The organism is Methylorubrum sp. B1-46 (genome assembly GCF_021117295.1).
In the GTDB taxonomy this organism is placed as follows: domain Bacteria; phylum Pseudomonadota; class Alphaproteobacteria; order Rhizobiales; family Beijerinckiaceae; genus Methylobacterium.
The window spans coordinates 2717351-2732062 of record NZ_CP088247.1; the positions used below are offsets into that span (position 1 = coordinate 2717351).

At 68.9% G+C, this 14712-nt stretch carries 8 protein-coding genes; 6 read left to right on the top strand and 2 right to left on the bottom strand.

Annotated features, from left to right (window positions below):
* The first annotated feature begins 44 nt into the window (after window positions 1-44).
* From LPC10_RS12540 to zwf, 5 genes are all read left to right on the top strand, one after another.
* Entirely contained in the window at window positions 45-1433 is a 1389-nt protein-coding gene (locus LPC10_RS12540) for an MdtA/MuxA family multidrug efflux RND transporter periplasmic adaptor subunit (protein ID WP_231341984.1), read from the top strand.
* Between the two features lie 12 nt (window positions 1434-1445).
* The gene (locus LPC10_RS12545; RefSeq protein ID WP_231341986.1) at window positions 1446-4583 is read left to right on the top strand and encodes a multidrug efflux RND transporter permease subunit; all 3138 of its coding nucleotides are present in this window, start codon (window positions 1446-1448) and stop codon (window positions 4581-4583) included.
* Window positions 4580-7894 carry an efflux RND transporter permease subunit gene (locus LPC10_RS12550; RefSeq protein WP_231341988.1) on the top strand — a complete coding sequence of 1105 codons (3315 nt, stop codon included), beginning with the start codon at window positions 4580-4582 and terminating at the stop codon, window positions 7892-7894. Before LPC10_RS12545 ends, LPC10_RS12550 begins: the two co-directional genes overlap by 4 nt.
* Before the next feature lie 73 nt (window positions 7895-7967).
* Window positions 7968-9455, top strand: a complete 1488-nt coding sequence (locus tag LPC10_RS12555) for an efflux transporter outer membrane subunit (RefSeq protein WP_231347028.1) — start codon at window positions 7968-7970, stop codon at window positions 9453-9455.
* 217 nt (window positions 9456-9672) lie between these two features.
* Entirely contained in the window at window positions 9673-11181 is a 1509-nt protein-coding gene (zwf, locus tag LPC10_RS12560) for a glucose-6-phosphate dehydrogenase (protein WP_231341990.1), read from the top strand.
* A 122-nt stretch (window positions 11182-11303) separates the two neighbouring features.
* Here zwf and leuB read toward each other — a convergent pair whose 3' ends face one another.
* Window positions 11304-12413: a 3-isopropylmalate dehydrogenase gene (gene leuB / locus LPC10_RS12565; RefSeq protein ID WP_231341992.1), complete on the bottom strand. Its 1110-nt coding sequence runs from the start codon at window positions 12411-12413 to the stop codon at window positions 11304-11306.
* Window positions 12414-12504: 91 nt separating this feature from the next.
* A complete protein-coding gene (locus LPC10_RS12570; RefSeq protein WP_231341994.1) occupies window positions 12505-12822 on the bottom strand; it encodes a hypothetical protein in 318 nt (105 codons plus the stop codon).
* A gap of 276 nt (window positions 12823-13098) precedes the next feature.
* On the opposite strand from LPC10_RS12570, the gene LPC10_RS12575 reads away from it, so the two are divergent.
* Window positions 13099-14580 carry a hypothetical protein gene (locus LPC10_RS12575; protein WP_231347029.1) on the top strand — a complete coding sequence of 494 codons (1482 nt, stop codon included), beginning with the start codon at window positions 13099-13101 and terminating at the stop codon, window positions 14578-14580.
* Window positions 14581-14712 lie beyond the last annotated feature (132 nt).

Below are 14712 nucleotides of genomic sequence, written 5' to 3' on the forward strand. Positions count from 1 at the left end.
CCCGCTTTCGACGGCCGTGGACGACATCGACGAGTGTGTGAGGGATGAACGAGAGTTCGCCGATACGCAGGGAGACCGCCCGCGAGTACAGAACCGCGGATCCGGTGCCGACCGCGCCGGTCCGCCGACGCACGACGTTCGGCCGCTGGATGCTCGCGCTGCTGATCCTCGGCGGCGTGGGCGCGGTGGCCCATCGCACCTACGACGCCCGGCAGAAGCCGGCCGGGGAGACGGCGCAGGCGCCGGGACCCGGCGGTCACGGCCGCGGCGGCCGGCCGGGCGAGATGAAACAGGCGGTCGGCGTCGCGCCGATCGTCAGCGGCGACATGCCGGTGGTGCTCCAGGGCCTCGGCACCGTGACGCCGCTCGCCACCGTCTCGATCCGCTCGCAGATCAGCGGCTACCTCACCAAGATCGGCTTTCGCGAGGGCCAGATGGTCAAGGAGGGCGATTTCCTGGCCCAGATCGACCCGCGGCCCTACGAGGCGCTGCTCGCCCAGTATCAGGGTCAGCTCGCCCGCGATCAGGCGCTCCTGCAGAATTCGAAGCTCGACCTCCAGCGCTACCAGACCCTGAACCGTCAGGATTCGATCTCGAAGCAGAACGTCGACACCCAGGCCGCCCTGGTGAAGCAGAACGAGGGAACGGTCGCGGCCGATCAGGCGCTGGTCGATCAGCAGAAGCTGAACCTCACCTACGCCCGGATCGTCGCGCCGGTGGAGGGTCGCGTGGGCCTGCGGCAGGTGGATCTCGGCAACTACATCACCGCCGGCTCGACCAACATCGTCGTGGTCACGCAACTGCGCCCGATCTCGGTGGTGTTCACGCTGCCGGAGGATGACGTGGCGCGGGTGATGCGCCGGGTGCGCGAGGGGGCCAAGCTCACCGTGCGCGCCTATGACCGCAGCGATCAGCACGAGATCGCCACCGGCCGACTCGACACGGTGGACAACCAGATCGACACCACGACCGGAACGGTGAAACTCCGGGCGATGTTCGAGAACGAGGACGAGGCCCTGTTCCCGAATCAGTTCGTCAACGCGCGCCTCACCGTCGAGACGATCCGCAGCGCAGCCCTGGTGCCCAATGCCGCGATCCTGCGCGGCACGCCGGGCACCTACGTCTACCTGATGGACGGTGACGAGAAGGTCACGGTGCGCCCGATCAAGACCGGCGAGACCGATGGCGTGAACACGGTGGTGCTGTCCGGCCTTGCGCCGGGTGACCGCGTCGTCACCGATGGCACGGACCGGCTGCGCGAGGGGGCGCCCGTGCGGGTCGTCGGCCACCAGACCGGCCCGCAGGCCGCCGGACCGGCCACGGGCGCGCCCGGCGCGACGCTTCCCTCGACACCGGCGGCCGGTGCGCCGGCGCAGACGGGCTCCGGCGAGACAGCCCAGGAGCACCGGGGACGCCGGCGCCAGGCACAGTAACCGGATGCGGCCATGAACCCGTCCCGCATCTTCATCCTGCGGCCCGTCGCAACGACCCTGTCGATGCTGGCGATTCTGATCGTCGGCGCGGTCTCGTACCTGAATCTGCCGGTCTCGGCCCTGCCCGCCGTCGATTACCCGACGATCCAGGTCCAGACCTTTTATCCGGGGGCCAGCCCTGAGGTGATGACTTCGGCCGTTACGGCGCCGCTGGAGCGGCAGTTCGGCCAGATGACCAACCTCAACCAGATGTCCTCGCAGAGTTCGGCGGGAGCGTCGGTCATCACGCTCCAGTTCAACCTCGACATCCCCCTCGACATCGCCGAGCAGTCGGTCCAGGCGGCGATCAACGCGGCCGGCAACCTGCTGCCGACCGACCTTCCGGCCCCGCCGATCTACGCCAAGGTCAACCCGGCCGACGCGCCGGTGCTGACACTGGCGCTGACCTCCAAGACAGTGCCGCTGACGCAGGTGCGCGATCTCGCCGAAACGCGGCTCGCCCAGAAGATCAGCCAGATCGCGGGTGTCGGCCTCGTCAGCATGGGCGGCGGCCAGCGGCTGGCGGTGCGGGTGCGTTTCAACGCGCTGGCGATGGCCGCCTACGGCCTCAACATCGACGACCTGCGCACGACGATCGCCAACCTCAACGTCAACACGCCCAAGGGCAACATCGACGGGCCGACCCAGTCCTACGCGATCAACGCCAACGATCAGGTCCGCGACCCGGCGGTCTATGCCAGCGCCATCATCGCCTACCGCAACGGCGCGCCCGTGCGGTTGACCGATGTCGCCGAGGTGGTCGAGGGGCCCGAGAACACACGGCTCGGCGCCTGGGCCGACCGCACCCCCGCGGTCATCCTCAACATCCAGCGCCAGCCCGGCGCCAACGTCATCGACACGGTGGACCGCATCAAGCGGCTGCTGCCGCAGCTCGAAGCGACGATGCCGGCTTCGGTCTCCATCGCCACGCTGACCGACCGCACCACGACGATCCGCGCCTCGGTGCACGACGTGCAGTTCGAGCTGATGCTCGCCATCGCCCTCGTCGTGATGGTGATCTTCCTGTTCCTGCGCAGCTTTTCCGCCACGCTGATCCCGAGCCTGTCGGTCCCGCTCTCGCTGATCGGCGCGCTCGCCGCGATGGATGCCTGGGGCTTCTCCCTCGACAACCTCTCCCTGATGGCGCTCACCATCGCCACCGGCTTCGTGGTGGATGACGCCATCGTGGTGATCGAGAACATCGCCCGCCACGTGGAGGAGGGCGACGATCCCTTCGAGGCGGCGCTGAAGGGCTCCCGCGAGATCGGCTTCACCATCATCTCGCTCACCGTCTCGTTGATCGCGGTGCTGATTCCGCTGCTCTTCATGGCCGACGTGGTCGGAAGGCTGTTCCGCGAGTTTGCCATCACCCTCTCGGCCACCATCGTGATCTCGGCCGTGGTCTCGCTGACGCTCGTGCCCATGATGTGCGCGCGGCTGCTGAAGCCCGTCGCCCACGGCGCCGACACGCCCGCCACCCGGCGCGAGGGCTCGATCGCTCGCATGGGCCGGCGGCTGAACGACGGGGTCATCACGCTCTACGGCAGGGCCCTGCGCGTCGTGCTCGCCCATCAGGGGCTGACGCTCATCGTCACCCTCGGCACCGTGGCGCTCACCGCCTGGCTCTTCGTGGTGATCCCCAAGGGCTTCTTCCCCGTGCAGGACACGGGCGTGATCCAGGGCATCTCCCAGGCCGATCAGAGCGTCTCCTACGAGGCCATGGCCGAGCGGCAGCAGGCGCTCGCCGACGTGGTGCTGAAGGATCCGGACGTCGCCAGCCTCTCCTCCTTCATCGGGGTCGACGGGCAGAACGTGACGCTCAATTCGGGCCGCTTCCTCATCAACCTGAAGCCGCGGGAGGCGCGCGGCGCGGATGCGAGCACGATCATCCGCCGCCTCAACGCGGCGACCGCTGCCGTGCCCGGTGTGCGGCTCTACATGCAGCCCGTGCAGGACCTTACGATCGACACCGCCGTCTCGGCAACGCAGTACCAAGTCATCCTCGAGAACCCGAACCTCGGCGATTTCGAGACCTGGGTGCCGCGCTACGTCGAGGCCCTGCGCCGCTCGCCGCTGCTCGCCGACGTGACCAGCGACTACCAGGGCAACGGGCTGGCGGCCTACGTCACCATCGACCGGCCGACCGCCGGCCGCTACGGCATCACGCCGGCCACGATCGACAACGTGCTCTACGACGCCTTCGGCCAGCGCATCGTCTCGACCATCTTCACCCAGTCGAGCCAGTATCGGGTCATCCTCGAGGCGGACCCGAAGCTGCACACCTCGCTCGCCTCCCTCGAGAACCTCTACCTGCCATCCTCCACCGCGCCCTCCGGGCAGGTGCCGCTCTCGGCGGTGGCGAAGATCGAAGAGCGGCGCGCGCCGCTGCTGATCGGCCATCTCGGCCAGTTCCCGGCCACCACCGTCTCGTTCAACCTCGCGCCGGGCGTCGCCCTGGGGCAGGCGGTGGACGCGCTGGAGGCCGCGCGCAAGGAGATCGATCTTCCGGCGAGCTTCAACGTGGTGCCGCAAGGCTCGGTGATCGCCTTCCAGACGGCTTTGTCCAACGAGTTGTTCCTCGTCTGCGCGGCGATCATCACCGTCTACATCGTGCTCGGCGTCCTCTACGAGAGCTTCATCCACCCCATCACCATCCTCTCGACGCTGCCCTCGGCCGGCATCGGCGCCTTGCTCGGTCTGATGTGGTTCGGGCTGTCCCTCGACATCATCGCGATCATCGGCATCGTGCTCCTGATCGGCATCGTGAAGAAGAATGCGATCATGATGATCGACTTCGCGCTGCAGGCCGAGCGCGAGGAGGGCAAGACCCCGCGTGACGCGATCTACGAGGCCTGCCTGCTGCGCTTCCGCCCGATCCTGATGACGACGCTCGCCGCCCTGTTCGCGGCGGTGCCGATGATCGTCGGCTCCGGCGTCGGCTCGGAGCTGCGCCAGCCGCTCGGCATCGTCATCGCCGGCGGCCTCATCGTCAGCCAGGTGCTGACGCTGTTCACGACGCCCGTCATCTACCTCGCCTTCGACCGGCTGGAGCGGCGGATCACGCGGCGGCGGGAGCGGGACGGGCTGGCGCCGGGCGGGGCCGCGCCTTGAACCTCTCCGAACCCTTCATCCGCCGCCCGGTCGCGACGACGCTTCTCACCATCGGCCTGATGCTGGCCGGTCTGTTCGCCTATGTGCGGCTGCCGGTGGCGCCGCTGCCGCAGGTCGATTTTCCGGTCATCCTCGTCCAGGCGCAGATGGCCGGCGCCTCGCCGGAGACCATGGCGACGACGGTGGCCGCGCCGCTGGAGCGACGGCTCGGGGCCATTGCCGACGTCAACGAGATGACATCCACGAGTTCCACCGGCACGGTGCGGATCGTCCTGCTGTTCGGCCTCAACCGGGACATCGACGGCGCCGCCCGCGACGTGCAGGCGGCGATCAACGCTGCGCGTGCCGACCTGCCGACGGCGCTCCGCACCAACCCGACCTACCGCAAGTTCAATCCGGCCGATTCGCCGATCCTGATCCTCGGGCTGACCTCGGACACGCTGACGCCGGGCCAGCTCTACGATTCCGCCGCGACCATCGTGCAGCAGCGGATGAGTCAGATCGAGGGTGTCGGCAACGTCGATATCGGCGGCTCGTCGTTGCCGGCGGTGCGGGTCGAGCTCGATCCGACTGCCCTGTTCCACTACGGCATCGGCTTGGAAGGCATCCGCGCGGGGTTGGCCTCGGCCAACGCCAACTCGCCCAAGGGCGATATCGTCGCGGGCGACCGCCGCTACCAGCTCTACGCCAACGACCAGGGCCGGCAGGCCTCCGACTACCGCGATATCGTCGTGGCCTACCGCAACGGCGCCGCGGTGCGGCTGGCCGATGTCGGCGAGGTGGTCGACTCGGTCGAGGACAAGCGCAATCTCGGCCTCGTCGACGGCAAGCCGGGCGTGATCCTGTTCATCTACAAGCAGCCGGGCTCCAACGTCGTCGAGACGGTGGAGCGGGTGCGCGCGGCGATCCCGCAGGTGAAGGCGGCGCTGCCCGGCGACATCGACCTCGACATCTCCGGCGACCGCTCGGCCACGATCCGCGCGTCGCTGGCGAGCACCGAGGAGACGCTGATCATCGCGGTGATCCTCGTCATCTTCGTAACCTTCATCTTCCTGCGCTCGTGGCGGGCGACGCTGATCCCGGCGGTGGCGGTGCCGATCTCGATCATCGGCACCTTCGCGGCGATGTGGATGCTCGGTTACTCCCTCGACATCCTCTCGCTGATGGCGCTCATCATCGCGACCGGCTTCGTCGTCGACGACGCCATCGTCGTGCTCGAAAACATCCAGCGCCATATCGAGGCGGGCAAGCCGCGGGTCGAGGCGGCGCTGATCGGCGCCCGCGAGGTCGGCTTCACCGTCGTCTCGATGAGCCTGTCGCTGATTGCCGTGTTCCTGCCGATCCTCTTGATGGGTGGCATCGTCGGTCGGCTCTTCCGGGAATTCGCGGTCACGCTGTCGATCGCGATCCTCGTCTCGCTGGTGCTCTCGCTGACGACGACGCCGATGATGTGCGCCCTGCTGCTCAAGCCCGAGGCGCAGGCGCATGCGGGCAAGCGCCCCAATTTCCTGCTGCGGATGCTTGAGGGCGGCTTCGACGCGCTGCTGCGCGGCTACGAGCGCAGCTTGCGGTTCGCACTCCGGCATCGCCGCCTGACGGCCCTCAGCGTGTTCGCCGCGATCGGGCTGACGGTCTACGGCTACATCATCGTGCCGAAGGGGTTCTTCCCCGATCAGGATACCGGCCAGCTCATGGGCGGTATCCAGGCCGACCAGCGCATCTCGTTCCAGTCGATGAAGGACAAGCTGGAACGGGCGAGCGCCATCGTGCAGGCGGACCCGGCGGTGGAGAGCATCGTCGGCTTCACCGGCGGGCGCGGCACAAATTCTGCCAACGTCTTCGTCGGGTTGAAACCCTTAGGACAGCGCGATTCGATCGAGAAGGTAATGGCGCGGCTTCGGCCCAAGCTCGCCCAGGTCGCGGGTGCGCGCCTGTACCTGTTCCCGCGCCAGGATCTCAGGATGGGTGGGCGCCAGAGCTTCGCCCAGTACCAGTACACGCTCCAGGGCGACACCGCGGCCGAACTCTACGCCGCCTCGCCTAAGCTCCTGCAGGCCCTTCAGAAGCGCACCGACATCTTTGCCGACGTAACCTCCGATCAGCAGGAGGGCGGGCTGGAGAGCCGGCTCGTCATCGATCGGGCGACCGCCTTCCGGTACGGCATCACGCCGGACCAGATCGACAATACGCTCTACGACGCCTTCGGCCAGCGGCAGGTCTCGACGATCTACAATCCGCTCAACCAGTACCACGTCGTGATGGAGATCGCGCCGCGATACCTTCAGAACCCGGAGGTGCTGAAGACGATCTATGTCTCGACCACGGGCGGACGGGCGCGGGGCTCGGCCACCACCAACGCGGTCGCCGGCACGGTCTCGGGCGGCGGAACCACGACGCCCTCGCAAGCCTCGACGTCGGGCACCTCCACCACCGATACGGCCGCAGCCATCGCCGCCGACTCGGCGCGCAACGCCGCGGGCAACGCCATCGCCGCGAGCCGGGGCAGCGCGTCGTCGAGTGCGCCGGTGTCGAGCGCCAAGGAGACGATGGTCCCGCTCTCGGCCTTCGCCCGTTTCGAGACCGGCAACGCCCCGGTCCAGGTGGCCCATCAGGGCCTGTTCGTGGCGACAACGATCTCGTTCAACCTCGTGCCGGGCAAGAGCCTGGGCGAGGCGACCGCCGTCATCAACCAGACCATGCTCGATCTGCAATTGCCGCAGACCATCCACGGCGAGTTCGCGGGCGCGGCCAAGAGCTATCAGGATTCGGCCTCGCGCCAGCCGCTGCTGATCCTGGCGGCTTTGCTCGCCGTCTACGCCGTGCTCGGCATCCTCTACGAGAGCTACATCCACCCGCTGACGATCCTCTCGACGCTGCCCTCGGCCGGCATCGGCGCCATCGTCGCGCTGCTCACCACCGGCACCGAGTTCACCATCATCGCCCTGATCGCGGTGTTCCTGCTGATCGGCATCGTGAAGAAGAATGCGATTCTGATGATCGACTTCGCCATTGATGCGGAGCGGAAGCGCGGCCTCGCGCCGGGCGAGGCGATCTACGAGGCCTGCATCCTGCGCTTCCGGCCGATCATGATGACGACGCTCGCCGCCCTGCTCGGCGCGGCCCCGCTCATCATCGCCGGCGGCGAGGGCGCGGAGCTGCGCCGCCCGCTCGGGATCGCGATCGTCGGTGGACTCATCGTCAGCCAGATCCTGACCCTCTACACGACACCGGTCGTCTACCTGTATCTCGACCGTCTCCGGCTCTGGGCGAAGCGTCGCCGGGGCGGACCCGCGACGGTGCCGGCCGAGTGAGGATGGTTGTTTCGTGATCCGTGACACGTGCGAAAGCCGCCCGCATCGAGCCGGGAGGGGAGGGATTGCAGCCCTGCTCCGACTTTCCGGCGTCGCCGTCCTTGCCGGGACCACCTCCGGCTGCCTCGTCGGCCCCGATTATTCGCGCCCATCCGTCGAGACGCCGCTGGCGTTCAAGCAGGGCGGGATGCGCGAGGACAGCCTCGCCTACGTCCAGGCGCAGAAGGGCTGGCGCCCGGCGGCACCGAACGACGCGGCCGAGCGCGGCGATTGGTGGCGGGCCTTCAACGATCCGACCCTCGACCGGCTGATCCGCTCGATCGACGTGGACAACCAGAACCTCCGCGCCCAGATCGCGGTCTACGATCAGGCCCGCGCCCTGGTGGCGCAGGCCCGCGCCGCCCTGTTCCCCACGGTGATCGGCGCGCCGAGCATCACCCGCTCGCGGGCGCTGGGGACGGAGCGCACGACGGTCTCGCTCCAGGGGCAGGCGAGTTGGGAGCTCGACCTGTTCGGCGGTATCCGGCGCCAGATCGAGAGCGATGTCGCCTCCGCCCAGGCCTCGGCCGCCGACCTCGCCCTGGTGCGCCTCAGCCTCCAGGCGGAGCTGGCCACCGCCTATCTTCAGCTCCGCTACCAGGACGCGCTCAAGCGGGTGCTTCAGGAGAACGTCGAGGGTTTCAAGCGCAGCCTGGCGATTGCCGAGAACCAATACAACGCCGGCGTCGCCGCCCGCTCCGACGTCATCACCGCGCAGACGCAGCTCCAGACCACCGAGGCCTCGCTGATCGCCGTCGATCTGCAGCGGGCCACCTTCGAGCACGCCGTGGCGATCCTCACCGGTCGCCCGCCCTCCGAGTTCAAGCTGCCGTTCTCGCCCCTGCCGGTGCGTCCCCCCTCGGTACCGGTCGGCATCCCCTCCGACCTCCTGGAGCGCCGGCCCGATATCGCCGGGGCCGAGCGGCTGGTGCAGGCGCAGAGCGAGCAGATCGGCGTAGCGGTCTCCGCCTTCTTCCCCACCGTCACGCTCTCGGCCGCGGGCGGTTTCTCGGGTGCGACGAGCAACGGCGTGTTTTCGGCGGCCAACCGCGTCTGGTCGATCGCCGCCAACGGCAGTCAGGTGTTCTTCGACGGCGGCGCCCGCGCCGCGGTGCTACAGACGGCGCGGGCCGCCTACGAGGCGGCGGTGGCCAATTATCGCCAGACGGTGTTGACCGCCTTCGGCGAGGTCGAGAACGGGCTGGCTGGCGTGCGCATCCTGGCGCGGCAGCAGGCGAAGCAGGACGAGGCGGTGGCCTCGGCCCGGCGCGCGGTCGAGATCGCGCTCAACGAGTACCGGGCCGGCACGCAGAACTACACCACGGTCGTGACCGCCCAGGCCCTGCAGATCAACAACGAGATCACCGCGCTGCAGATCCGCCTCAACCGCTTCACCACCGCCGTGGCGCTGATCCGGTCGCTCGGCGGCGGCTGGGATGCCCGCTCGCTGCCGACCGGCGAGGAGCTGAAGAGCGCGCGCCTGCCCATCGACGGCGGATCGGCCGTCCGCACCGACGAGTAGGGGCCATCCCGGCGGCGAGAGCATCGTCCCGAAAGGTGGCCACCGGCTTTCGGAAAAAGACGATGCAAAACCAACGAACTCGAGCATCGTCTTGGATCCGATATCCAGGACGATGCTCTGGAGCAGGGCAGCCCGGCCGGAACACCGGGCACGGGATGCTGTTGAAACGGGGATCTCAGCGGTCGGTCCCTCGCCGGCCGGCAGCCCCGGATGATCGATGCCCGACGCCCGCGTTCACGACGCTCCCGAACCGCCGCAGGCCCCACCCTGCACCCTCGTGGTCTTCGGAGCCGGCGGCGACCTGACGAAGCGCCTGCTGATGCCCGCGCTCTACAACCTCGCCGGCGGCGGGCTGCTCGACCAAAGGTTCTCGATCCTCGGCGTCGATCACAACCCGCTCACCGACGAGGGCTGGCGCGACGACCTGACGAAGACGATGGAATCCTTCACCGAGGACCCGTCGGCCGAGTTCCACCCCGAGCGGATCGACCCGCAGCCCTGGGGCTTCATCCGCGAGCGCTTGCACGTGATGCAGGGCGATTTTTCCCAAACGGCGACCTTCCGGGATCTTGCCGGGCGGCTGAGCGGCAATGTGGTGTTCTACCTCGCGGTCGCTGCCCGCTTCTTCGGCCCCGTGGTGGAGGGGCTCGGCAAGGCCGGCCTGCTTAAACAGACCAACGGCACCTTCCGCCGCGTCATCATCGAGAAGCCATTCGGCTCGGACCTCGCTTCCGCCAAGGCGCTCAACGAGACCATCCTGGCGCAGGGCGACGAGAGCCAGTTCTACCGGATCGACCACTTCCTCGGAAAGGAGACGGTCCAGAGCATCCTGGCGATTCGCTTCGCCAACGCCCTGCTCGACCCGGTCTGGCGGCGCGACTACGTCGATCATGTCGAGATCACCGCCGCCGAGACGATCGGCGTCGAGGAGCGCGGCCGCTTCTACGAGCCGACGGGCGCGCTGCGGGACATGGTGCCCAACCACCTGTTCCAACTCCTCACCATGGTGGCGATGGAGCCGCCGGGCTCGTTCGATGCCGAGGCCGTGCGCGACGAGAAGACGAGGCTGGTGACGGCGATTCGTCCGGTCTCGCCGCAGGACGCGGTGCGCGGCCAGTATTCCGCCGGCCGCGAGGAGGGCAGGGATGCGACGGCCTACCGCGACGAGCCGGATGTGGCCGAGGATTCCCGCACCGAGACCTACGTCGCCCTCAAGATCGCGATCGAGAATGCGCGCTGGTCCGGCGTGCCGTTCTACCTGCGCACCGGCAAATGCCTGGCCGATCGGCGCACGGAGATCGCGGTGCATTTCAAGCCGGCCCCCTTCACCCTCTTCCGGGGAAAAGACGGCGCGGATCCGGCTCCGAACGTGATGCGCCTGCGCATCGACCCGAAGCCCGGCTCGACCACCCGGTTCAACGTGAAGCGGCCGGGGCCGCAGATGCATCTCGCCCCGATCGAGAGCGGCTTCTGCTACGCCGACTTCTTCGAGCCCGCCCCCACGGTCGGCTACGAGACGCTGATCTACGACTGCATGATGGGTGATCCGACCCTATTCCAGCGTGCCGACACCATCGAGGCGAGCTGGGCCGCCGTCGATCCACTGATCCAGGCCTGGAAGGACGCGCCGGTCTGCCGCTATCCGGCGGGGAGCTCCGGGCCGAAGGAGGCGGACGAACTCCTGGGCCGGGACGGGCGCACGTGGCTGCCGCTGGGGGAGAAGTAGGGAACCGTCTCTGCCGTCATTGTGAGGCGGCGCCGAAGCAATCCAGTCCGCGACCTGACCGGAGAGGTCACGCGGCCGGACTGCTTCGCTTCGCTCGCAGTGTCGATGGAGGGATGGAGCGCTCAGCCCGCCAGCGCTTCCAACTCGCGCAGGATCGCATCGCCCATCTCGGCGGTGCTGATCGGGGTCTGTCCCTCGCCAACGATGTCGCGGGTGCGGGCGCCGGCCGCCAGCGCCCGGGTGATCGCGCCCTCCACGAGGTCGGCGGCCTCGCCGAGCCCGAACGAGTAGCGCAGGCACATCGCGAGTGAGCCGATCATCGCGATCGGATTGGCGTAGCCCTTGCCGGCGATGTCGGGGGCCGAGCCGTGGACCGGTTCGTAGAGCGCCTTGCGGGTGCCGCGGGCGTCGGTCGCGCCGAGCGAGGCCGAGGGCAGCATGCCGAGCGAACCGGTCAGCATCGCCGCGACATCGGAGAGCACGTCGCCGAACAGGTTGTCGGTCACCAGCACGTCGAACTGCTTGGGGCGCCGCACGAGCTGCATGGCGCAGTTGTCGGCGAGCACGTGCTCCAGCTCGACTTCGCTGTAATTCTCGGCATGAACCCGCGTGACGACCTCCTTCCACAGGACGCCGGTCTTCATCACGTTGTTCTTCTCCGCCGAGGCGACCCGGCCGGAACGCTTGCGGGCGAGGTCGAAGGCCACATGCGCGATCCGCTCGATCTCGGCGGTGGTGTAGACCTGGGTGTCGACCGCCCGCTTCGAGCCGTCCTCCAGCGTGGTGATCTCCTTCGGCTCACCGAAATAGACGCCGCCGGTGAGCTCGCGCACGATCATGATGTCGAGGCCCTCGACCAGATCGCGCTTCAGCGCCGAGGCGTCGGCCAAAGCCGGGTAGCAGATCGCTGGGCGCAGGTTGGCGAACAGGCCGAGATCCTTGCGCAGGCGCAGCAGGCCGGCCTCGGGGCGGATGTCGTAGGCGACCCCATTCCACTTCGGCCCGCCGACCGCGCCGAGCAGGATCGCGTCGGCCGCGTCGGCACGGGCGAGCGTCTCGTCGGCGAGCGGCTTGCCGTGGACATCGATGGCCGCGCCGCCGACGAGGTCGCTCTCGGTCTCGAAATCGGCGAGGCCGGCGCGCTTGAGCCAGCCGACCACCTTCTCGACCTCGGCCATCACCTCGGGGCCGATGCCGTCGCCGGGCAGGAGCAGAAGCTTGTAGGTGGTCATGGGCTGAAATCCGGGCTGATGGCACGCGCCACGTCGCCCGCGCTCTATCGGCGCGGCCCGGCCCCCGCAAGCCCGTCTCTAAGCCAGCGCCTCAACCGGCGCGCTTGGAGGAGCGGAACGGGCGCAGCATCCAGGCCATGCGCCCGACTTCGTCCTCGTCGGCGCGCTTGGTCGAATGGACGGCGCGTTCGGGCGCGGAGGAGCCGATCTCGTGGACGATCTGCCCGAGGAGCGGCGGGATTTCCTGGCCGTACTCATCGAGGAGCACGGCGGCGTCCAGCAGAGCTTGGACCTGATCGTCGGGGATCGGACGGCTCATGATCTGCGCGTCGAGCGCCTGATCGGCCAGCAACGTCGCGAGGCGGGAGACCTCCGACAGACCGGCCGGTGCCGAGAGACCGCTGCTCATCGATGGGATGCCCTCTTGATCGAACGGACCCCCAGGATAATCCAGGTTGGTGAGCCAATCCTTTCACCATGTTCGCTTTCCACGTGCCGAAAACGACCGGATCGTGATGGGACGGCCTCCTGCGACAGCTTTCCGGACTCAGCCCGAAAGGGCTAAGGTTTCTCGGTGTCGACACTGCGCCTTTTCCCCTCCCGCGCCGCTGGATGCGGTTCCCTCACGCTCGCTTCCGGGACCGCCTTGCGCGGCGGAGTGGCGATCGGCGCTTCGGTGCTGGCGATGCTCGCGGGGCCTGCTCAGGCCGGCGCGGCGCGGGGCGGCAGCAGCGCCTGCTACGCCACCGGCGGCGGCGCTCTCGAGATCTGCCGCTCGGCCGACGAGGCCGAGGGTGTCTTCGCCGTCCCGCCGCCCTGCCGCTTCGTTCACGACGTGCAGATCTTGCGTCTCAAGGATACCGGGCCGCCCGGCCCGCTCCAGGTGATCTACCGGGCCGAGCCGCCGCGCGGGGGCGGACGCCGCGGCGAGGATTCTTGCCCATCGGACCTGCGCGCCAGCGATCCCGCCGCGGGCGGCGCCGTGCGCATCGGCCGTCAGATCGAGGCGCTGGCCACGATCCTACCGCCGACCGATCCGCGCTTCTGGAGCGAGGGCCTCAAGGGGGACGGCTCGGCGCGGGCCGAACAGCCGCGCCGCCGCAGCCGGGCGGGCCGGCAGGCGCGGCGCGAGGCCCGCCGGGCGGCGCGCGAGGCGCGGCAAGGGGACAGGACGTCTGAAAAGATGACCTTCCGCGCTCAGGCGCCGACGCCGGAGGACGATCCGTCCGGCAACGCGATGATGGTCGCGGGGCGCGATTGGGCGGGCGACCCCTATTACGCCATCCTCGCCACCGCGACCGAACCCTCGGGGGAGGGCGGCCGCCGTCGAGTGCTGGTCCAGGCACGAACCTACGACTTCCAGAGCCTCGACCTGCGCGTCGAATCCGATCCTGGCACCGCGTGGCAGCCATTCGGCCCCCCCCCCGCCGAGGAGAAGGGGCGCAGACGCGGACGGGCCCGGCCGGCGGCCAAGCCCGCCCCCGTGCTCGACGAGAACGGCAAGCCGATCGTCGGCAATTGCGCCGCGCCGGATCTCGAGGCCCGTGGCCTGACCGGTTCGATCAGCGTGGTCGATCGTCTCTACCACTACTTCTACACAGACGTGCTGCCCGCCGATTGCGGGGCGCCGCGGAGCAAGCGGCGCATGGCGCTGTATCTGCGCACGAGCCGCGACCCGCTGGCCGAGCGCGCGTGGTCGGCGCCCGTCACGCTGATCGAGAGTCTGCCTGCCGAGACCGAGATCCGCGTCGCCAAGGCACGCGGCATGGACCGCTGGGCCGTGGCCTATTCCTGCTCGCGGCCGGTCACCGTTTCGGGTGGGCCTGTCGCCGACATCTGCCTGCACTACACCTCCGACCTCTCGCCCGGCAGCATCACCGCCCTGACGCTCTATTCGGAGCCGATCGCCGCTGGCCATTCGACCGCCTATCTCGGCCTGCGCTCCGGCGGCGACGCCCTGGGGCGTTTCACCCGTGACGGCTTCGGCTGGATGACCGATCGCTACGGCAATCTCGACGCGCCGACGATCTACCCGGACAAGGGCGGCTTCCTGACCTGGCTCGACCGCCGGGCGCCGCGGATCGACGGCAGCGACGCCTCCTCCCTCTACGGCCGTCCAGTCTTCTGGGCGACCTGGTCCGTGCGACCGCGCGCTGCCCAGCCCTGACCTGGTGACGATTTCGGAGGCAGGTTCGACAGAGGAATGAGCGGCCTTGGCGTCGCTGCCGATGGTGAGAGACCGTGAGACCGCGCTCGACCGGGTGTCATCCCGGCGCGGATGATGCGCGTTGAAGCAGAG